Annotated in this window: 19 protein-coding genes; 5 read left to right on the top strand and 14 right to left on the bottom strand. The window is 53.8% G+C overall.

Annotated features, from left to right (window positions below; translation table 11 throughout):
* The 9 genes from FS806_RS07335 to FS806_RS07295 all read right to left on the bottom strand — a co-directional run bounded on the left by FS806_RS07335 (position 1) and on the right by FS806_RS07295 (position 11,389).
* The gene (locus FS806_RS07335; protein WP_144933993.1) at positions 1-1,206 is read right to left on the bottom strand and encodes an ROK family protein; all 1,206 of its coding nucleotides are present in this window, start codon (positions 1,204-1,206) and stop codon (positions 1-3) included.
* A gap of 156 nt (positions 1,207-1,362) precedes the next feature.
* The gene (locus FS806_RS07330) at positions 1,363-1,920 is read right to left on the bottom strand and encodes a chromate transporter (protein ID WP_260982022.1); all 558 of its coding nucleotides are present in this window, start codon (positions 1,918-1,920) and stop codon (positions 1,363-1,365) included.
* A gap of 128 nt (positions 1,921-2,048) precedes the next feature.
* Complete coding sequence (locus FS806_RS07325) at positions 2,049-2,720, bottom strand: chromate transporter (protein ID WP_144933991.1); 672 nt, start codon at positions 2,718-2,720, stop codon at positions 2,049-2,051.
* A gap of 410 nt (positions 2,721-3,130) precedes the next feature.
* Positions 3,131-4,093, bottom strand: a complete 963-nt coding sequence (gene hemH, locus FS806_RS07320; protein ID WP_144933989.1) for a ferrochelatase — start codon at positions 4,091-4,093, stop codon at positions 3,131-3,133.
* Positions 4,054-5,385 (bottom strand): ABC transporter substrate-binding protein, encoded by a 1,332-nt coding sequence (locus FS806_RS07315; RefSeq protein ID WP_186328253.1) that lies wholly within the window; start codon positions 5,383-5,385, stop codon positions 4,054-4,056. Before FS806_RS07315 ends, hemH begins: the two co-directional genes overlap by 40 nt.
* Before the next feature lie 394 nt (positions 5,386-5,779).
* A complete protein-coding gene (locus FS806_RS07310) occupies positions 5,780-6,568 on the bottom strand; it encodes a heme ABC transporter ATP-binding protein (RefSeq protein ID WP_144933985.1) in 789 nt (262 codons plus the stop codon).
* The gene (locus FS806_RS07305) at positions 6,565-7,647 is read right to left on the bottom strand and encodes a FecCD family ABC transporter permease (RefSeq protein ID WP_144933983.1); all 1,083 of its coding nucleotides are present in this window, start codon (positions 7,645-7,647) and stop codon (positions 6,565-6,567) included. The genes FS806_RS07310 and FS806_RS07305 overlap by 4 nt, the downstream gene beginning before the upstream one ends.
* A 289-nt stretch (positions 7,648-7,936) precedes the next feature.
* Entirely contained in the window at positions 7,937-8,806 is an 870-nt protein-coding gene (locus tag FS806_RS07300) for a VOC family protein (protein ID WP_144933980.1), read from the bottom strand.
* A 345-nt stretch (positions 8,807-9,151) separates the two neighbouring features.
* Complete coding sequence (locus FS806_RS07295) at positions 9,152-11,389, bottom strand: heavy metal translocating P-type ATPase (RefSeq protein ID WP_144933978.1); 2,238 nt, start codon at positions 11,387-11,389, stop codon at positions 9,152-9,154.
* 130 nt (positions 11,390-11,519) lie between these two features.
* On the opposite strand from FS806_RS07295, the gene FS806_RS07290 reads away from it, so the two are divergent.
* Positions 11,520-12,089, top strand: a complete 570-nt coding sequence (locus FS806_RS07290; protein WP_144933976.1) for a hypothetical protein — start codon at positions 11,520-11,522, stop codon at positions 12,087-12,089.
* 140 nt (positions 12,090-12,229) lie between these two features.
* Here the strand turns inward: FS806_RS07290 and FS806_RS07285 are convergent, their stop codons facing one another.
* Together FS806_RS07285 and resA are read right to left on the bottom strand one after the other, a co-directional pair.
* Positions 12,230-12,742: a hypothetical protein gene (locus FS806_RS07285; protein WP_144933974.1), complete on the bottom strand. Its 513-nt coding sequence runs from the start codon at positions 12,740-12,742 to the stop codon at positions 12,230-12,232.
* Positions 12,743-12,799: 57 nt separating this feature from the next.
* Positions 12,800-13,330 carry a thiol-disulfide oxidoreductase ResA gene (gene resA / locus FS806_RS07280; protein WP_144933972.1) on the bottom strand — a complete coding sequence of 177 codons (531 nt, stop codon included), beginning with the start codon at positions 13,328-13,330 and terminating at the stop codon, positions 12,800-12,802.
* A 324-nt stretch (positions 13,331-13,654) separates the two neighbouring features.
* On the opposite strand from resA, the gene FS806_RS07275 reads away from it, so the two are divergent.
* Genes FS806_RS07275 through FS806_RS07265 form a run of 3 tightly spaced genes read left to right on the top strand, consistent with a single transcriptional unit; the run spans position 13,655 to position 16,247 of the window.
* A complete protein-coding gene (locus tag FS806_RS07275; protein WP_144933970.1) occupies positions 13,655-14,398 on the top strand; it encodes a metal ABC transporter ATP-binding protein in 744 nt (247 codons plus the stop codon).
* Positions 14,398-15,258: a metal ABC transporter permease gene (locus FS806_RS07270; protein ID WP_144934024.1), complete on the top strand. Its 861-nt coding sequence runs from the start codon at positions 14,398-14,400 to the stop codon at positions 15,256-15,258. The genes FS806_RS07275 and FS806_RS07270 overlap by 1 nt, the downstream gene beginning before the upstream one ends.
* Positions 15,255-16,247: a metal ABC transporter substrate-binding protein gene (locus tag FS806_RS07265; protein WP_144933968.1), complete on the top strand. Its 993-nt coding sequence runs from the start codon at positions 15,255-15,257 to the stop codon at positions 16,245-16,247. Before FS806_RS07270 ends, FS806_RS07265 begins: the two co-directional genes overlap by 4 nt.
* Here FS806_RS07265 and FS806_RS07260 read toward each other — a convergent pair.
* Together FS806_RS07260 and FS806_RS07255 are read right to left on the bottom strand one after the other, a co-directional pair.
* The gene (locus tag FS806_RS07260) at positions 16,244-17,104 is read right to left on the bottom strand and encodes a DUF421 domain-containing protein (protein ID WP_144933966.1); all 861 of its coding nucleotides are present in this window, start codon (positions 17,102-17,104) and stop codon (positions 16,244-16,246) included. The genes FS806_RS07265 and FS806_RS07260 overlap by 4 nt on opposite strands.
* 499 nt (positions 17,105-17,603) lie before the next feature.
* A complete protein-coding gene (locus FS806_RS07255) occupies positions 17,604-18,428 on the bottom strand; it encodes a phytanoyl-CoA dioxygenase family protein (RefSeq protein WP_260982020.1) in 825 nt (274 codons plus the stop codon).
* 236 nt (positions 18,429-18,664) lie between these two features.
* Here FS806_RS07255 and FS806_RS07250 point away from each other — a divergent pair, with 236 nt between their 5' ends.
* A complete protein-coding gene (locus FS806_RS07250) occupies positions 18,665-19,495 on the top strand; it encodes a helix-turn-helix domain-containing protein (protein WP_186328251.1) in 831 nt (276 codons plus the stop codon).
* Positions 19,496-19,642: 147 nt separating this feature from the next.
* Here the strand turns inward: FS806_RS07250 and FS806_RS07245 are convergent, their stop codons facing one another.
* Complete coding sequence (locus tag FS806_RS07245) at positions 19,643-20,413, bottom strand: alpha/beta hydrolase (RefSeq protein WP_260982019.1); 771 nt, start codon at positions 20,411-20,413, stop codon at positions 19,643-19,645.
* Positions 20,414-20,470: the final 57 nt, after the last annotated feature.

Below are 20,470 nucleotides of genomic sequence, written 5' to 3'. Positions count from 1 at the left end.
TTACTCCTCGGTTAACGAATCGATCGCCATCACGGCCGCTCCGGACGCAATCGCATCCTCGCCGAGCCGCCCCCGACTGAACATTACCTGGTACTCCGGATAATAATATGCTTTCTGCACGGCAACCCGGGTGCTGATCTGAAAGAACAAATCATGTGCGGTAATTAACGGCCCGCCCAAGATCACCTTCTCCGGGTGCAGTATGTTTAACAGATTGGCCAAGCCAATGCCGAAGTAAGTTGCCGCCTGCGTAAAAATTTCAATCGTCAGCGCATCCTGCTTATGCAGCGCTTGTACCAGATGGGCAAAAGTGATCCTCTCCGGACTTCCGGCCAGAGCCCGAAGCAGGCTGTCTCTTCCCTGCTTTAATTTGGACGCGGCCTCCTGTTCTAACGCATATATGGCCGTATAGGATTCCAGACTCCCATAATTTCCTCCGCTTTCCCGATGAGGCCTGCCGTCCGTCTGAATGATCATTTGGCCGACCGCCCCTTCCATATCTACGGCTCCATAAACCACCTTGCCGTCCGACATCATCGCCGAGCGCAGGCCCGTTCCGCCATGAACGTAAAGCAAATGCTTGAACTCCCTTGCAGGGTCTGCCCAATATTCTCCGCGAATCGCCGTATTGGCCCCGTTATCCAGGAAAACCGGGATCCCCAGCCCTTCCGAAAGCTGCCGGCTAATATCGACATTCTCCCATCCGGGAGCCTGAAAATATCGGGGATGAAGAATGATTCCCCGCTGCCGGTCCAGCGGGCCTACCGCGCCTATGCCCAGTCCGAGCACCGCCGCCAATGAAATTTGCCTCTCGGCCAGCATCGACTCGATTTCCCGGACTGCCCGCTGCAGCACATACTGCGGAGTAGCTTCAGCCGTCATCGGCCAGCCGCGTTCCGCCAGCTTGTTCGTCTGCAGGTCGCACAGCACCAGCTTGGCATTCAGCCGGGAGATCTCCATCCCCAGCACATATCCGTAATCGGGATTGACTTCATACAGAATTGGCCGCCGCCCGCCTGTCGATTCGCCGAGCCCCGTTTCCCGAATCCAGCCCTGGGTCGTTAGCTCCTCCAGAACTCTGGTCAGCGTGCTGACCGGCATTTCACATTGATCGAGCAAATCCTGCTTGGACACTTTCTTCTGCTTGCGTATCAGCCGGAAAATCGACTTTGCCTTGCTCCCCGGCCCGGGAGATTGACCGACCATTCCTTCACCCGCCCTTACAATCTATTCGACAGCTATTCCGCCTTGTCCCAAAAACCAATGACTTCATTAAAACCCATTATACCGTTCCGCAGCGCTTCGTCATATGCCAAAGTGCGGGAGCAAGCCCGCCGGTTAGAATGGCTAACGGACAGATTCCTAGCTGTACAGAGCGGCACCGGCCAGGCCGGACAGGGCAATGACATAAAGCGGATGGAGCTTGTATTTAATCAGCGCAAATAAAGAAAAAGCGAAGATCGCCAACGCGATACCGCTATCCCAGGAGATCGGGCCGATGATGCCGCTTGTCTGGCTGAAATGAATGGCGGCGTAGGCAACCAGACCGGCCACGATCGGACGCAGACCGTAGAAAGCCGACTTGACCAGCTTGTGCTCGTTGATGCGGACAAAAAAGGCGGCCATCAGCACGATAAGAAACAGCGAAGGCAGAACCATCCCCAGCGTAGCCGCCACTGCGCCTGCCAGACCGGCCGTATGATAGCCCACATAGACCGCACCGTTAGTTGCGACCGGCCCCGGGGACATCCCCGCGAGAGCAATGGCCTCGTAATACTCCGCACTGGTCATCCAGCCGTAAGCCGTCACCTCATGCTCTATAACGGGGATCATCGCATAGCCTCCTCCGAAGGAGAGAAGCCCTATTTTAAAGAAAGTCCAAAATAATTGCAGCAGCAGCATGAGGATACCCCATTCCATAGAATCGCCCGCAGCCACTGGTAGGCTCGGGCATATAGATAATTCTTTAATCGGCCAACCGGAAACATCCATATCGGCAGCGAACCCGCCTTTCGGAGGTTACCGGAAGAGAAAATTCTGTATTCGGCTCAAATCCCGTCGCCCAAAAAATAATCATGAGAGGAATATGCTGCCGGACGACCCGTACGTGGCGCTTCTTCCTTGCCGGAAGCTTCGTCCTTCTCCAGCTTGACCCGCCACCCCAGCCTTTCCTTCATCTTGATCAAAAGGATGCCGGCGACCATGCCTCCCAGAATAAGAACAAGCGGGTGAATCGGCGAAAATATTAGCAGCAAGGCGGTTGCTGCGGCTACGGACAGTGTAGCGATATCAAAAACGGCCGTTCGCAAAAGCCGATAGGCGGCAAAAACGATCAAAGCGGCGATGGCCGACTGTATCCCGGCAAAGGCGGCCTCAATCTTCGGTATGCTGCGCAGTTGGGCAAAGACGATTCCCAAGGCCAGCACGATGAGAAAAGCAGGCAGCGTAATGCCCAACAGAGCGGAAAGCGCCCCTCTCCATTGTCCAAGCCGGTACCCGGTATAAATCGCCGCGTTGACTCCGATCCCTCCGGGAGCTGAACCGGAGATGGAGAGCACATCCGTCATCTCCTTCTCGTCGAGCCATTTCCGGCGGGTGACCACTTCCCGCTCGATGACCGGAATCATCGCATAGCCTCCTCCGAAGGTGACGGGGGAAATTTTGCAGAAGGTCCAGAAGATGGACCAGGACAACTTCCATGAATTTGCCGGGCGTGCCATTTATCAACACTTCTTTCTTAACCATGATGTATAAATGATGTCTCTTGCGCTCATTATACCTCTCTTTAAACCATTTTGGAATAAAGATTTGTCTATTGACAAAAAAAAGTAGGCTTGCGCCTACCTCGTTTATTAATTCTGCTTATAAAATTCTAAACTTTGTATAATTTTGGATTTTATTTTGTTATCCTATGGCTTTTCTGCAGAACGCAGCCGCTTTAGGTAGGACACAAAAAACAGGAAATTTTCGCGACACCCTAAGCACACTGTGAGGAGCCCGGATCTCTTGACGTCCGGAATATCCGCGATGGCCCTGAGGAGGACAGCGATGCCGCCGCCCCAATGCCAAGACGACAAGCTTGACGGATTACTCGGAAGCCTTGTGGATACCGTCAGCTATAAAGCCGAAGCTAACTCCAGCCTACCGCCTTAATCCGCTCCGCCACGATATCGCTGACCACCTTCATGAAATCATCGGAATCGTTCAGAAATTCGGTTCTTACAAACTCCAATCCAAGCGCTTGTGCCGCAGCTTGGCCCTGGATTCCGATATCTTGAAGCACCTCCACATTCGCTGTCAGTGAGAGCAAGTCGCAGACCACCACCGCCTCCGCCCCGCCTTCTCCCACTTCGGCAATGACATCCAGCACGTCAGGCTTTAGCCAAACCTGCGGCGCCGGCCCTCCGCTGCGGTAGGCTATCCGCCAAGAGCTGCTGCCGGATACATCGGCGACGGCTTCCGCCAGCTCCCGGAATTCCCGGCAGTAGTCCGGATGGGCCTCGGGCAGCCCGGGTTGGCTGTGTGCGGTAAAGATCACCGCGGTATTCCCGCGCACCGCAGCAGGCAGCCATTCCGCAGCCGCGCGGACCCTGTCTGCAACAATGCGCACGAAGTCCGGATTCAGGTGCCAGTGGGCAGCAGTTAACAGCTCCATACGATGGCCGGAGGAGGCGATCGCCTCGCGCAGCTTGCGCTCATACCAGCCAGTTCCCGTCTTGGAAAACAGGGGCGACAGCGGCAGGCAAACGACCTTGGTTACTCCATCTTCCGCCATGCGGGTTACCGTTTCCTCGGCTGACGGTGGGGTATGCTTGCACATGTAATAGGCTTTGACAGGGCTGTTTAATTGCAAGCTGAGCCTCCGCTCCAGCGCCGCCGCCTGCCGCCTTGTAACCGAGGCGAGCGGATCGCACACTCCCAGCGCCCGATACTGCACTTCCGCTTGGGCAAGCTTATCCGGGCCCGGCTTTCGGCCGTGGAAGATATGAGTGTAGAAGGCTTCCAAATCATCCAGGGAAGATACCATCCCGTAGGCCGTCAAGACAATTCCGATCATGCCCCCTCCTGTCCGGCCGCGTACTCGCGCACCCATTCGCCGATTTCCTCCAGGCTGTCCACGACGCCGAGATTAGGATTGGTGACCTGGCTCGCCCTCATCTTCTTCACCTGTCCTTCACGAACGGCTTTAAGGGACTGGAAAGCATCCTGAGACATCATCTCTTCAAGCTCGCTGTCTCCTTTATCATCCCATTGTATGAGCAGTATCATATCGGGTTCGGCTTTCATCACCTGCTCCATCGAAGCCTTCGTCGTCCGGTTTACCCCGAGAATATCCACCGCCGGTATTCCTCCGGCTTTTACAATGAGATCGTAAGAAATATTCGTCTGGCCGAGCAAATACGGACCCGTGTTCGGGCCGACCGGAGACAAGATAAGCACCGAAGGCTTGATCTTGTTATTCTCCGCCTCCTTCTCGACCGAGGCGATTCTTTCCTGCATTTCCCGGACTATACGGTCCGCCTTCTCCTCGTGCCCTATCGCCTGTCCGATCGTTTGCAGGTTTTGCTGGAGCTTCTCCAGCGTATTCCACTGCTGGAAGGTTATTAACGGAATTCCCGCCTGCTTGAGCAGAGCGTCGGCGTCTCTCTCCCCGTCATGGATCGTTGTCAGCAGGACGAGATCCGGCTCGTAGGACAGCACCTGCTCGGGATCGAGCGCGGTTGCCCCGGCAATTTTGTTCGGCACCAGGCGGCCCTCTTCCGTATTTCTGGCCAATGCTTGGTCTTCAATGCTTCTCGGGACGACCGCTATCCGGGAGGCATCGGCCAGCTCCAGCACCATCTCGGCCGTATCCAGGGACAAGGCCGCAATGCGGACCGGCTGCTTCTCAATCGTTACCGTCTCGTTTCCGATCGTAACCTCTCTGGGGAACGAATCATTCGCTTGCTTGGCCTCCGGCCCTTCTCCCGCTCCATCTGTTATCGGGGCTTCCTGCCCCGGGGCTTGCCCGTTACCGGCTGAAGTGTTGGACGGATCCCCTCCGTTCTTCCCCTGCACAGCCTCCTGCTTCTGCCCTTCTCCCGGAATCCCTCCCGTTCCGCAAGCCGACAGAAGGGCCAGAAGCATAACGGCCGCTGCCGCCTTCCCGGCGATTCCCCTGCCGTTGACACGTCGGCCGATCCTGAAGCCTGTTTGGGAGGGCCCGCTGCTGCCGGCCATGCCTTTGCCGACATCTGCCGCCGCTCCGTCGCTGGCCCTCTCCGCTGTTGCCTGCCGTTCTTCTCCGCTGATGCGTTCTGCAATGGCTCGGCTTGTTCCTTTCCAATCCGTTCCGGGCCGGGAAGCTCCCCTCCCATTAGTTGTATTCCACCGTTGATTAAACATAAACTTGCACCTCACGTCCATAATGCTTTGCTAACAAGAATATACCGGTCTTCTTGCAATCCTGGTTGCAGCTGATCGAGTCCCGCCAAGCTGCCAAACCGTTTAGTATACACATTTGCCCGGCGGTAATTGGATAAAATACATCGATACACGAACCGCTATGTCCTGAAAGGTCCGCAATCTGAATTTAACGGATGAATGTTTTCATACAAAAGCGGACCTTCGCCGCATGTACACAGCTTTCCGTACGATATTTCATACAAAACTCACTCGTTCGCATCAATCTATTTGTACCTCTATTCGACCCCACCCAAGGGATACGAGCGAGTAACTTGGATGCTTTCTCAACAAGCAACCGCCGACGGCTCCGTGCCCCAGCGCCGGCGGTGATTCCTTATCCGGCGGCCTCCTGCAGCGCGGTCACCGACGGCTTGCCGGTCGAGGGATCGGTAGCCACGACCGCCTCCACGCCATAGGCCTCGCGAATACACGATTCCGTCATGACTTCCTCCGCACTCCCCCGGGCCAACACTTCTCCCTCCCGGATAAGCACCAGCCGGTCGCAGTAGCGCGAAGCCAGGTTCAAATCATGCAGAGCCGCAATGGCCGTTAAACCCTGGTCGCACAGCTTGCGGATCACGCTTAATACCCGCAGTTGATGAGCAATATCGAGAGCGGATATCGGTTCGTCCAGCAGCAGCACCTCGGGCTCCTGGGCCAGCGCCTTGGCGATAAATGCCATCTGCCTCTGCCCTCCCGACAGGCTCGGCATGGATCTATCGCTCAGGTGCAGTGTCCCTGTTTCCCGCATAGCTTTCTCTATGACTTCACGATCCCTCCCGTTCTCTCCTGCGAAGCGGGAAATATACGGATGCCTTCCCATTCCGACAACTTCCCGCACCGTAAAATCGAAGTCGACGGTCAAATCCTGGGGAACGAAAGCAAGCTTGCGGGCCAGGGCCTTTCTGGAAATGGCGGCCATGTCCTCGCCATCCAGCAGCACCTCTCCTGCCGATGGCTTGAGGAATCCGGCCAATGTCCGCAGCAGTGTCGATTTCCCGCTGCCATTCGGCCCGATCAGCCCGACAAACTCTCCCTGAAATACGCTCAATGTGAGCTCCCGCAGAATGAGCGCCCGTTCCATATGAACAGAAATTCCGCAGGCATTCAATCGGATGCTCATGTCATCTTCACCTTTCTGGAACGTAGTACTAACGAAATGAACAGAGGGGCTCCGATACAAGCGCAAACGACGCCCACCTGCAATGTCACAGGCTGCAGGATCATGCGGGAAATAACATCGGCTACTATGAGAAAGCATGCCCCGCCCAATGCGCTTGCGGGAAGCAGCAGCCGATGGTCCGGGCCGGCGATCAGGCGGACGACATGCGGTACGACCAGCCCTACGAAGCCGATGATCCCGCTGACGGCCACGGCCGAGCCGGTCATGAGCGACGCCAGCGCCAGAATCATGTAGCGCGTCGCCTGCACCCGGATCCCCGAGCCTTCCGCCTGTTCATCGCCCAGCAGCATCAGGTTCAAATCCCTGCCGAAGATACAAATCAATATACAACCAAGCACAATCGGCGGCCCAATCAACTGGACGTGCTCCCAGGTACGGGCTTCCAGTCCGCCTTGCAGCCAAAACACAATGCTTCTCAACTCCTGTTCATTCTTGGAGCCGGCCACCATAATATTGATCAGAGCCGACAGCAGCGCATTTATCCCTATTCCCAGAAGAAGCAGTGTCGTAATGGAAGCTTGGCGGCTGCCCCTCCAAATCAGCAAAATCAGAATAACCGCAGCCACCGCCCCCGCAAACGCGGATATCGGAAGCATCCATTTTCCGAATTGGGTCCAGCCGAAGAACAAAGCACATACCGCTCCTGCGGCCGCACCGCTCGATACTCCGACATACCCCGGCTCCACCAGCGGATTCCGGAACAGACCCTGCATGGCGGCTCCGGAGATAGCCAGAGCGGCGCCAACGAGCCCGCCGACGATCACCCTGGGCAGCCGTACCTGCTCCACAACGAGCCGTTCCCTGTCGCCGGCAACAGCTTCGACAGGAAGCCGCAGCTTCTCAAGAAGCAGACTCATCGTCGTCTTCAATGGAACGGACACCGGACCTACCGCGGAAGCAACGAGAACGGCCAGAACCGTCGCGGCGGCCAGAATCCCCATCGTAAGCAACCATTTGGTGGAGAAATGCAGGCGCCCTGTCCCTGACCCCCCTAAATTGATATCTGACCGCCGCCTCATCGGCTATCCCCCTCCTGAATGTCATTATGTCCGGCTGCCAACCAGCCTGTTCTTCCGTAAGCTTGCCGTTGAAGCGTCGCAGCGTTTTCACTCGCCGGGTTTCCCGCACACTTTTTAATTAAGCATGTATTGTCCACAGACAAATTTGTTTACTATATGCAAAAATTATTGTATATGTAAATTATTTTTCAGTCAACCATGTTTTTCATATGCCCGGACACGGATGGCCCAAAATAAAAAAAACCGAGCCAACTCAGGCTCGGGAAATCTATCTTATCAACCGCTATTCTTATTCTGACGGAATGACCGTCAGCCTTGTCCGGATGCCGAAGGGATCGGATACGATCCAGGCTCCCTCTTGCTCCTCTAACGGGACGCCGGCATCGCGTATCCTTTGCAGAGCCGTCTCCAATTCGGAAGCATCGGGATACATGATTGTATAATAAGCCAACCCCGTGCCGTGAGGAGGAGCCGGGGAAGCGCCGATTCCCGCCCACACATTCAAGCCGATATGATGATGGTAGCCGCCCGCAGAGATAAAAAGCGCCCGCATCAGTCTGGAATAATCCGCCGCCATTTCAAATCCAAGCAAATCACAATAGAAAGCTCCAGCCTGCTGAAGATCACCGACATGAAAATGCACATGCCCGATCGTCGTCCCTTTCGGCAAACCGGACCAGACCTCACTCTCCGCCTCTTTCAACAAGCCTTCCCAGTCGATCGGATCAGTCGCCATCCTGTAATTTCCGTCCGCATCTCTCTGCCAAACATCCCGCGGCCGGTCTGCGTAAATTTCAATGCCGTTATGATCGGGATCCGAAATATACAGCGCTTCGCTGACCAGATGATCCGCCTGCCCTATCGATATTCCCGATTGAATAAGCCTTCTCAGGCTTACTCCAAGGTCCTTGCGCGTCGGAACCAGAATCGCGAAATGGTACAAACCGCTGGCCGATCGGGGAGGAACAACCAGAGCATAGGGGATTTCTTCTAGAGACAGCAGGGAATGCACTCCATCCACTGTCATTTCTGCGGTAACGGAGGTTTGTTTTAATATTTTCAAGCCTACGACTTGCTCGTAGAATTCAAGGGAACGCTTCAGATTGCTTACTTTAAGCTTTACTTCTCCAAGCCGGATATCCGGATGTATAGTATACACAACGGGCCGCCCTTTCCAAGCAGTGTCATTCCTTCATGGCATTACAAAAAACAAGCGCACCGGCTGTAAATTGTAAAACCACGGCATGCCTTCCTCATTCTGCAGAGCAGTCGAAGAGACGCAATGGCCACTGCTTCATTTAGTTACTTTTTGTAACTTAGTATATATTGATAATTAACAAACGTCAATTCATCCAATCTGAACCATTGGCGCCCGCCATCCCCGGACGTGCAGCACTCTGATTCGGATTTATGTATTGGGATAGTCCGCTTTAATCTAACAGATGCATCACGCGACACGTTAAGCGCGCATGGCGAGTGCTCAGCCCCCGTTAGCGCGAACCTTCTATCGTCCCAGCTTTACCTTCCTTAAGCGAAGAGAGTTCGCCACGACGGACACCGAGCTTAAAGCCATGGCGGTTCCGGCTACCCAAGGTGCGAGCAGGCCGAGGAAAGCGACCGGGATCGCCATCGTATTATACAGCAAGGCGAATGCTAAATTTTGCTTAATATTCCTCGTTGTCCGCCTGCTTATCCAGATCGCGTCGGCGATGCCGTTCAGATCTCCCCGCATCAGGTGAACATCCGCCGCCTCCAGAGCAAGATCGGTGCCTCCGCCAACGGCAATGCCAATATCGGCGGCTGCCAGAGCCGGAGCATCGTTCAAGCCGTCTCCGACCATCGCCACCTTCCTGTCGTTCTGCTGATGCTTGCGGACCAGCTCGACTTTACCTTCCGGCAGCACTTCGGCATGGACGTCGGCAATCCCCGCTTCCTCCGCTACCGCCCTGGCCGTCCGATAATTGTCCCCGGACACCATTATGGTGCGGACTCTAAGCTTGCGCAGACGGCGGACCGCCTTCCGGACGGACGGCTTCATCGGATCAGTCACGGCAATATAGCCGCTGAACCGGCCATCAACGGCGATGAATAGCACTGTCTTCCCCTGGGCTTCCCACTCGCCGGCCCGCTGTTCATTTTCAATTCGCCCTGCCCCATGACGCTGCAGAAGCCTCCGTGTGCCGATTAATACCTCGTGCCCTTGAACGATTGCACGGATACCGCTGCCCGGAATGACCGCGAATCTCTCCGGCTCAACCGTGTCCACTTGCTCCATCTGCGCAGCTTGCACTACCGCATGGGCAAACGGATGCTCGGAAGGCCCTTCCGCCGATGCCGCAAGGCGCAGCAGGGTTAGCCGGTCCCCCCGATGAGCGTATACTTCGGTAACGGCAGGCATTCCTGCTGTAATGGTGCCCGTCTTGTCCAGCAGAACGGTGCGAACCTGCTGCATCTGCTCCATCGTCTTCCCGTCCTTGAACCAGATTCCGTGCTCCGCTGCCCGTCCGGACCCGACCAGTACCGAGGTCGGAGTCGCCAAACCGAGGGCGCAGGGACATGCCACAACGAGCACAGTGATCGCCCGCTCCAGCGCGCTGCCGAACATCCCCGGCTCCAGATAGAAATAGCCGGCCAGGAAAGCTGCCGACGCTATCGCGATGATGCAGGGAACGAATACTCCAGAGATCCGGTCGGCTATTCTCTGAATCGGCGCTTTGGAAGCCTGTGCCTGCTCGAACAGTCTGACCATTCTCGAGGCCGACGTCTCCTCACCGGCGCGAATGACGGTTACCTTCAGCGTTCCGCTACGGTTGACCGTCCCCCCGATCACCTCGTCGCCCGGCCGTTTGTCCACCGGCAGGGCTTCCCCGGTCAGCATCGATTCATCTACGGTGGAATAGCCGGAGATGACCCGGCCGTCGACCGGAATCCTTTCTCCGGGACGTATCCGTACCACCTCCCCCGGATTGACCTGTCCGGCAGGCACGGACCACTCCTGCCCATCCCGGATTACGCTGGCTTCTTTCGGCCTCAGCTCGTGGAGATGGCGGAGCGAATCGGTCGTCTTGCGCTTGGCCGCCGCTTCCATCCACTTGCCCAGCAGCACAATAGTAATCAGCATGGCGCTCGTTTCGAAGTAGAGCGGTACATGCTCCCCTGCAGGCAAATGGATGGAGCGAACCGTTAAATAATGGCTGTAGAAAAAAGCCGCCGACGTGCCGAGAACAATCAGAACATCCATATTGGCGCTTCTATTCTTCAAGGCGTAATAAGCGTTGAAATAAAAAGGCCGGCCAAAAACAAACTGGACAATCGAGGCCAGCCCGAGCTGAACCCAGGGATCAAGCAGCCATGCGGGGACCCATATCCAGGAAGTAAAAGAATAATGGGTAACCATCGTCCACAGCAAGGGCAAAGTGAATAAAGCCGACAGCACGAAAGAGCGGCGCAGAGACCTGAAGCGCTGCTCCTGTGCGGATAGCCCCAGTCCGTCTTCGCCCTTCTCCGCTTCCTTATTCTGGTCAACCCCGAAGCCCAATTGAATGATTCGTTCCTCCAACTGCTGTTTCGTGACGAGCAGGGGATCGCGAACAATCGAGGCCTGCTCCAGAGCCAGGTTCACCTTGATTTCGCGAACCCCTTCCATTCTTCCGATCACCCGTTCAATTCGCGCTGCGCATGCGGCACAGGTCATTCCGGTTATGCGAATCCTCCATTCGTCCGTCTGGCTCCTTCCTTCCATGACCTTCCCCTCCGTCTTTCCCTTCTTTCCACCCAGTATATGGGTCTTGTCCTTTGAATATGTTTACGGAGGATTTCATATTTCGAACAAGCAGGCTATATAAATGTAGATATGAAAGGAGGAATGTCCGATGACCGGTTTGATGCCGTTCGCGATCATCTATGGACTCCTTGCCGCATGGATTGTTTATACCGTATTCCGATATCGGAAGCGTCTGTCCTCCATGGCCGGTATGACGGCCGCCATGGCTCTGGGGATGGGGGCTGGTCTGGGCCTCGGCTCTCTTATAGCCGCATGGATCCCGGAATCCTTTGCCGAATCGACTGCGCTGGGAATGGCTGCAGGAGCCGCAGCAGGCGCTCTGGCAGGCGCTCCCGTCGGAATAATGGCCGTAATAGACGGGCTCCTATCGGGGGTTATGGCCGGAATGATGGGGGCTATGCTGACGGAAATGATGCCGCCGGAGGATGTCGGAGCTATCGTCCAATGGATGGTGGTTTTGTACAGTGTCATTATTTTTCTTATTTTTGTCATGCTCCACGACAGTGGTCACCAAGAGGAATCCCGGACTGACCGATCCTTCTGGTTCCGGCCCGTGACCCTGTTTCTGGTCGTTGCTCTCATTATTCTTTTTGCTCTCCAGCATGTTCCGGGTACATTGGTCGAAACACTCCCGCCGACCTCCCGCCACTCGCATTAAAATAAATGACGAATACTTCCTCAGGGCACAGAAGAAAAAAGACCTGCAAACATACAGGTCTTTGGAAGGTGTTTGAATAAAATCGACAAAAGACATGCACTCCCGCATGTCTTTAACGCTAACTGCACTATTCCATGCCATTATCTTTTCATTAATTTGCGGATTCGAAATATCACATAGATGATGCCCGCCGCGAACAGCGCCATAATCCCGAGCCATAAGTAGGTCATTTCATTGCTTTTCTCCTTGACCGTCAGCTCCATTTCCAGCATGTCCGAATGAGCTTCATTATTCTGATCCACGGCCGATATGACTATATTCCACAATCCCGCTTCGGGAAAAGTGACCTCTCCCTTATAGCCCTCTTCCCCGCTGAATACGAGCTCCTGCTTTAATTCCTGGGAGCCTTTGGTCATCCGGATGCTCACCTTGGCATCCGCCGCCGGCAGCTTGTCCCTCTCCGTGCCCGGCTCCACGCCGGCATCGATCACTTTCACGTAGTACTCCGTTTTCGTATTCGCATATACTTCACTCAAGGAAACACTGGAAATGAAAATTCCTTCTTCTTTTTCTTCTTCTGCGTAAGAAACCGCAGCAAAACTGACCATAAGCATCAAAAAAACAAGTATGGCCAGATGAGACCGCCTCTTCAACACAGGATGCCTCCCCCACTTTAATATCTATCTACAGCAAGCTCCGTTCTCCGGTTCTTATTGGCTTGGCAAAATTTCCTTGACCAGCGCCTCAATAATCTGTTCATTCATTTCTCCAACGTACACTTTATGAATGACCCCATCCGGCCGGATAAAGAACGATGTCGGATATCGGGTCACGTTATATTTGTTTCTGGCGGTTTCCAAATTACGGTCCATCAAGATCGAAAAGCGTACGTTTTCTTGTCTGACGAAGCTGTCGATCGTCACCTTGGATTCACCCAGGTTGAGACCGAGCACCTCCAGCCCCTGTTCCTTCCATTTATCATATTGATTCTGAATAGCGGGCATCTCATCCTTACAAGGCGGGCAGAACGTGCCCCAGAAATTGACAAGAACCGCCTTACCCCGATATTCGCCGAGGGAATGTTTATTTCCACTGAGGTCGTACAAAGTAAATTCCGGGGCCAAATTTCCTTCCTTGGCCGAGCTTCCGCTTGCCGAGAAGGTATTTGCAACCGTAACTACTCCCAGCACGACGAAGATGGTTAGTATTCCGATCTGGAGCCATTTCCGGTATTTCTTCATGTTGATTGCTTCTCCTTTCGTCAACTCAGGACCCACTTATTATACCGCTTCTATGCAACCGTTCCAACTCACTTACACTATGGATTGTAGTATATATAAAACAGAAACGTCAACCGGTTGCCGTTCGCACTCTTGACGTTTTTAGGAACATTTTCGAAACCAAGATTTATATTGACAGGATGCGGAATCGCCTTTAAAATTTTGCCTAGGTAAACATTTTTTCATAAGAACATATTGTATTCTTTATCGAAAGAAATGTGGCGAAGGCTAATCCTGATTAATATACTGTTAGAATGACACGCATGGAATAAGAGGTGACGAACAATGTCCGCAGCTATTACCGTCGAGCATCTTTATGTTTCCTACCATGGGAACGAAGCGATCAAAGATGTATCCTTCTCTCTTGCCCCGGGTAATCTGGTCGGAGTCATCGGCCCGAACGGCGCCGGGAAATCGACTTTGTTAAAAGCGCTGCTCGATCTGATTCCGAAAGACAAAGGCAACATTACGTACTTTGATAAATCGATTGCCGAGATTCGCAAGCAGATCGCCTATGTTCCGCAGCGCAACGATATCGATTGGACCTTTCCCATCACGGTGCTGGATACGGTTCTTCTCGGCACCTATCCCAAACTGGGCCTGTTCAGGCGTCCGAAGAAGGAACAGCGGGAATGGGCCTATCAATGTCTTGAGCGGGTCGGAATGGAAGCCTTCAGCCGGCGGCAAATCGGTGAATTGTCAGGGGGCCAGCAGCAGCGCGTGTTTCTTGCGAGGGCATTGGCCCAGCAATCGGAAATTTTCTTCCTGGATGAACCGTTCGTCGGTGTCGATCTGGCCAGCGAAGAGACGATTATCGCTATTCTGAAGCAGTTGAAGGACAGCGGCAAAACGATCATCGTCGTGCATCACGACTTGAATAAGGCGAGCGCCTATTTTAACCAATTGATCCTGCTAAACCGGGAGCTGATCAGCTTCGGCCCGGTGGAAGATGTGTTCCGCCCGGACATTCTGGCCAGAGCCTATCGCGGCGAATTTTCGTTTATGAAAGAATTGGGGGTGGGCCTATGATGACTTTTATCGATGCCATTATGAACTATGGCTTTATGCAGAAGGCCCTTCTGACCTCTATCATGGTCGGTATTATCTGCGGCGTGATCGGCTGCTTCATCATTCTGCGCGGCATGGCTTTGATGGGGGATGCCATCTCCCACGCGGTTCTTCCCGGGGTAGCCATTTCTTATATGCTGGGCATTAACTTTTTTATCGGCGCCGTCGCCACGGGAATATTGACCGCGGTCGGCATCGGCTTCGTCAGCCAGAACAGCCGGATCAAGAACGATATTTCGATCGGTATCATGTTTACTTTCGCTTTTGCTTTGGGAATTATTTTGATCACCCTGTTGAAGAGCAGCACCGATCTATACCATATTCTGTTTGGCAATGTGCTGGCTGTCCGGGCCTCCGAAATGTGGTTTACATTAATTATCGGGATTGTAGTCATCGGGACGATTCATTTATTCTACAAAGAGCTGCTGGTCAGCACCTTCGACCCGACCATGTCGGCAGCTTACGGATTACCTAACCGGTTGATCCACTATATCCTGATGACCTTGCTGACGATGGTGACCGTCGCTTCCCTGCAAACGGTGGGGATTATTCTCGTCGTAGCCATGCTGATTACGCCTGCAGCCACGGCATACTTGCTGACCAACAGGCTGTGGATCATGATCTATCTGTCGTCCTTGTTCGGGGTTATTTCATCGATCGCCGGAATGTATATCAGCTACGTCTATAATTTGGCTTCCGGGGCCAGTATCGTCATTGTTGCGACCGTTTTGTTCTTTGCCGCATTTATGCTGTCTCCGAAACAAGGGCTGCTCATTCGCACGATAAGGACACGGCGGAAAAAGGCGATGCTCGGTTCATGAAATGGAGAGTTGGAGGGAGAGAGTTGAGACCGATTATCGTAAAAATCACTTTGTTACTCCTCGTTCTGCTGTGGGTTGCGGGATGCACCCCCGATAACCGTCCAACGGATTCTTCCGGCGGCTCCTTCGGACAGCAGAATGACAAGCTCAAGGTCGTTGCCACCTATTCCATCATTTATGACATTGTCCGAAATGTCGGAGGAGACCGGGTAGAAGTCGTCAGCCTTGCCCCCGTCGGCTCCGACCCGCATGAATACGATCCCCTTCCCGCCGATGTCAAGAATACGGCGGATGCGGACGCGGTCTTCTATAACGGCATGAATTTGGAAGCCGGCAACTCCTGGTTTGAAAAATTGCTTGAGGCCACCCATAAGGACGGCCCCGATGCACCCGTATTCCAGATAAGCGACGGTGTAGAACCGCTGTTCCTCACATCGGCCGGCAGCGAAGGAGAAATAGACCCCCATGCCTGGCTCGATATCCGCAACGGAATCCGTTACGCCGAGAATGTCCGCGATGCTTTGATTCTTATAGACCCGGAGCATGAGACGGATTATAAGGCTAACGCCGAGCTGTACATCGCTGAGCTCGATAAGCTTCATCGGGAAGCTGTGGAACGCTTTAACGACATTCCTGAAGATAAGCGCATTTTGGTCACCAGCGAAGGAGCCTTCAAGTATTTCAGCCGGGCTTATGGCTTCGAAGCGCAATATATATGGGAAATCAACTCGGAAAAGCAGGGAACGCCGTCCCAGCTTATTACAATCATCGATCTAATCCGCGATAAGCAGGTGCCCGTCCTGTTCCTGGAAACAAGCGTAGACCCGCGCAGCATGGAGATGGTTTCCGAGGATACGGGTGCTCCGATAGGAGGCACAGTATTTACCGATTCCCTCGGAAAACCGGGGACGGACGGAGATACTTATCTTAAGATGATGAAATGGAACATCGATACGATCCTCAACGGATTGACCACGAATTCGAACTAACCGGTTAATAGCGGTCTGACTTCGAGTATGACTTCCTGCATGACCTCCGAACAGCGGCCGTACATTTCCTTCGCTTCTTTATCCTCGGAGGACAGAGCGAACATTTCCAGATCGGCTTCGCATTTCTTGAGAGTGGCCAGCAAAGCGGCTTTCTGCGAGGGCTCGGGAACTTTGATCAGATCATCGAACAAATCGACGTATAACTGCCCGTAGGTGTCCACTTGTCCGAGAAATACGTTCTCCTGTGCGACTCCCAGCTTCTCCAGCTCCGTTTTGAGCCATTCTCGGCTGAGCCCGATGGTGGCCAACGGCTCATCCATGATAACGCCGTCCATAATTACCGTCTGAGGCTCCTGCTCGGGTCCGACCTTGATCCCCAAGTGACGCGGCGTGATCGGCTGGTTTTCCCGCTTAAGCAGCACATTGATTTCCCCGCTAGGCTCCATAACGGCGAATTCAACATCCGCCGCCCGGAAGGCGTTCTTCCTGCGAAGCTGCTCCAGCAGCTCGTCCGTGGAGAGACGCTCCTTCTTCAGATTGTCCTCCATTATTTTGCCGTCCTTGATCAGGATCGTCCCTTTCCCGTCAATCCAGTTTCTGAATCTCTTGCTTTTGATCTGAAGAAATTCCGCTCCCAGAGAGACGCCTACCCACACGACCAAAGCGACGATTCCCAGATACCAGTTCGCTTCAAGATCGAGGGAAATATAAGCGGCCAAGCTCCCGATGGTAATTCCCGTAATGTATTCGAAGACCGAAAGCTGAGTAACTTGTCTTTTGCCCAGCAGCTTGGTCAACACGAATAAAATGACGACAGCCGTCAATGTGCGCAGCGCCACTTCGAGCCATTCCTGCATGAAAATCCACCTCTGGTCCCATAATTGTTAAGACATAACAATTATTCTCCTTTTTCCCTGTTTTTATGAAAAAAACTCTACCGGAGGGTTCGGTGGAGGAATGGCCGTTTTGCCGGACTGATTTCTAGGCTCCTTTGGCTGTTATCCCGTTCACTCAGTACCTTTAAGGTTGGCCCGTACGCTTTCTTCGTCCCTCTGGCTGTTATCCCATTCGCTCAGTACATTTATGGCAGGCCCGTACGCTCTCCCCGATCCTTTGGCTGTTATCCCGTTAGCTCAGTATCATCTGGAGGGGTGTGATCTTTCTTGTTATGAAACAGAAATTTAACGGGCTGGAAGGAATCTAGCCGATGGAATTCATGGTCATCTCGCTTTTCTGAGGCAAGGGGATAACAGTCCAAAGCCTCGATATAGAGGTAAACCGTGTAAGCAACGGAATCTGCTTCCGGTCTGTCCCTTTTCCATTAATATTTCGGCGAAGTTGACGTAGATTCTATCCTCAGTGGGCTTCCGCAGGAGTACCAAATTCCGACCCGCAAGGGCCCGAATCCGGATTTCCTTCCAATTCCAGCAATTGACCGTCTCTAGTATATAACGGGTTATAGAATTGACCGATTTGGCGAGCGGATATTCCCGCATAATGGCAAATAAAAGAACGGCGAAACCGGTTGGCGGAACGGTTCGGATAAGAACCGTGAATAACGCTGCCGTTAAAGAACAGAACATCGCCCGCGTTGAGCCGGGAAGGGATGACCTTCATCCCTTCAGGTACATTTACTTCTTCCTTGGAAAAGGAAACACTCGGGTCAGCCAAATGCGGGCACTCAATATCGAGTCGGTGAGAACCGGGCACCAGCATAATTCCTCCGTTTTCCTCATCCGACGGATCTATTGCTGCCCAAGCCGCTATACATGTGCCGGGCTGAACCTTCAAATAGAAATTATCTTGGTGCAGCGCCTGACCCCGGGCACCGGGGGGCTTGAAATAAAACATGCTTTGCGCCGCGATCGGCTCTTCCTCCAATAAATCCTCCAAGACATTCATGATATCCGGATGAAGCATATAGCGCTTAGCCAATTCATTGAACCGGTGGGGGTGCATAACCCGCGGAAATTGTTTCAGAATATCGCCTCCGGATTCCTCTGCGGAAACCGGTGCGAAATAACCTGGAATCGGGCCTTGTCGATGCATTTCCATAAAGGTCTCTTTAATCTCTCCTACCTCCGGTTCGCTTAACAGTCCTCTGACTATCGTATAACCCTCGCTTGCAAACTGCATTTTGTACCTTTCGTTACCCGCCTCCATTGACAAACTACTCTCCATCTCTTTTCCCTCTCCTTCTTATAAAATTTTGCCGAATTTCAATCATTCGATCCGGGCCGGGCTTCTCGTTGTCGGCAATCTTCACCGGCTATCGGCAGTCTTCACCGAAAAAGCGTGCGGTTCCCGCCACACGGCATGGCATTGTCCGACGGCGATCCCCCCTTTGCAAGGATTCAGGCCTTCTGGATCGGATGCTTTCATTGTAGAATGAGATGGAGAAGGGAGGAATGCTGGAAATGGCTGAATTCCTTAACGATCCTGCTGTCGAAACGGCAAGCCCCGCTCCGGGCATACTCGTTTCGGATCATTACTCCGAGCCCGATGGCTATCGGGTGTACCGTTCAAGAGGTACCAGAGACTGGTTGATTACCTACACCCTCTCTGGAAGCGGTTCGTATTGGATCGGTGAGCGGAATTGGACATGTCATAGAGGAGATATCGTCGTGCTGAAGCCGGGCACCGTTCATCACTATGCTGCCGGCGAAGGGACGATGTGGGAGTTTTATTGGGCTCATTTTATTCCCCAGCCTTCCTGGCTGGAATGGCTGGCTTGGCCGGAGCCGCATCCCGGACTGTTGATTGTCCGGTTGAACGATGCTTCCGCAGAAGCACGGTTACAAGCCGTATTCGAAAGGATGATCGGGGATTGCAGGTTAGAGCAGCCGTACTCCGGGCTGCTTGCCCTTAACGCGATGGAGGAAATGATTCTGCTGCTGGCACAGAGAGTCAATGATACGGCCAAGAGGCTGGATCCAAGAATCGAAGAAGTGCTCGGAATAATTACCCGTGACTTGAAGCAATCCTTCAGCATTGCCGGGTTAGCCCGCCAGGTGCAATTATCGCCTTCCCGCCTTGCACATTTATTCAAAGAACAGGTAGGCGATTCAATTGCAGCCACCCGGGCAAAAATCCGGCTGCGGCAAGCCGCGCGGCTGCTTGAATTCACTTCACGTACGGTCGCTGAAATCGCCGAGGATGTCGGCTTTCAAAGTCCGTATTATTTTACCAAACAGTTTACTTCCCACTATGGGAAGAGTCCTACTGCATACCGCAAGCAAATCCGCTAATCCGGAACACGGGCCATCCACGGCAGGGACTAATGCGGGGAACTCCCCCTCCTTAGAGCACTCTATCCGGAAAGTCGCAGAAAGTCGCTAGAGACTGCCTTTGCGGACTTCGCGGAATAAATCCACTCGGGCGGAGGCCGCTACTGCCTAAAATCCATTCTTTCGGAGCCATGCGGCACATAGCCGCGTCCACTGCTGAACATGTTCGTCTTCTTCGGCTAATCCCAGACCATGACGGCCATGCGGGAATACATGCAGCTCGAACGGAATGCCGAAGCTTGCCAGCGCGTTTACAAACTTCAGGCTGTTCTGAACGGGTACGCTCAGATCATCCGCCGTATGCCATACAAATGCAGGTGGTGTATCGGCACTTACCCGGTTTTCAACCGAAAGCTGTGCCCGAAGCTCCGGCGATGGATCGGGCCCCAGCAGGTTGAGGCGGGAACCTTCATGCCCGCCTTCCCCGAAGGTAATGACCGGGTAGCACAGAACCATCAGATCGGGACGGGTGCTTTCCCGTTCAACAGGATCAGTGTTCCCCGAAGCGGCCGGGGCTTCCATTGTTCCGGCGGATGCTGCGAGATGCCCGCCCGCGGAAAATCCGAGAATGCCGATTCGGGACGGATCCACGCCCCAATCTGCAGCCCGATGCCGGACCAATCGAATGGCCCGTTGAGCATCGGACAATGGCAGCGGATGACGATGCGGCGCCACCCGGTAATCGAGAACGAAGGCGGTAATGCCGATTCCGTTCAGCCAACGGGCGACCGGTTCTCCTTCATGTTTCGCTTTATGTCTGTAGCCTCCTCCCGGGCATACGATCATAGCCGGCTTCGGCCCTTCTCCATCCGCCCAATAAGCGGTTATGGAAGGGGCTTCCGTTAAATGGGAATCATCCGAATATAGGGAAATTTTCATCTGAATCATCCTTTCTCCGCTGTTTTTTGAAAAACCGCACGACCGCACGAACTTCTT

The sequence above is a fragment of the Paenibacillus sp. 32O-W genome, assembly GCF_007679495.1.
In the GTDB taxonomy this organism is placed as follows: Bacteria; Bacillota; Bacilli; order Paenibacillales; family NBRC-103111; genus Paenibacillus_L; species Paenibacillus_L residui.
Note: the sequence above shows the minus strand (reverse complement) of the source record. Positions and strands in the feature narration are given on the sequence as shown.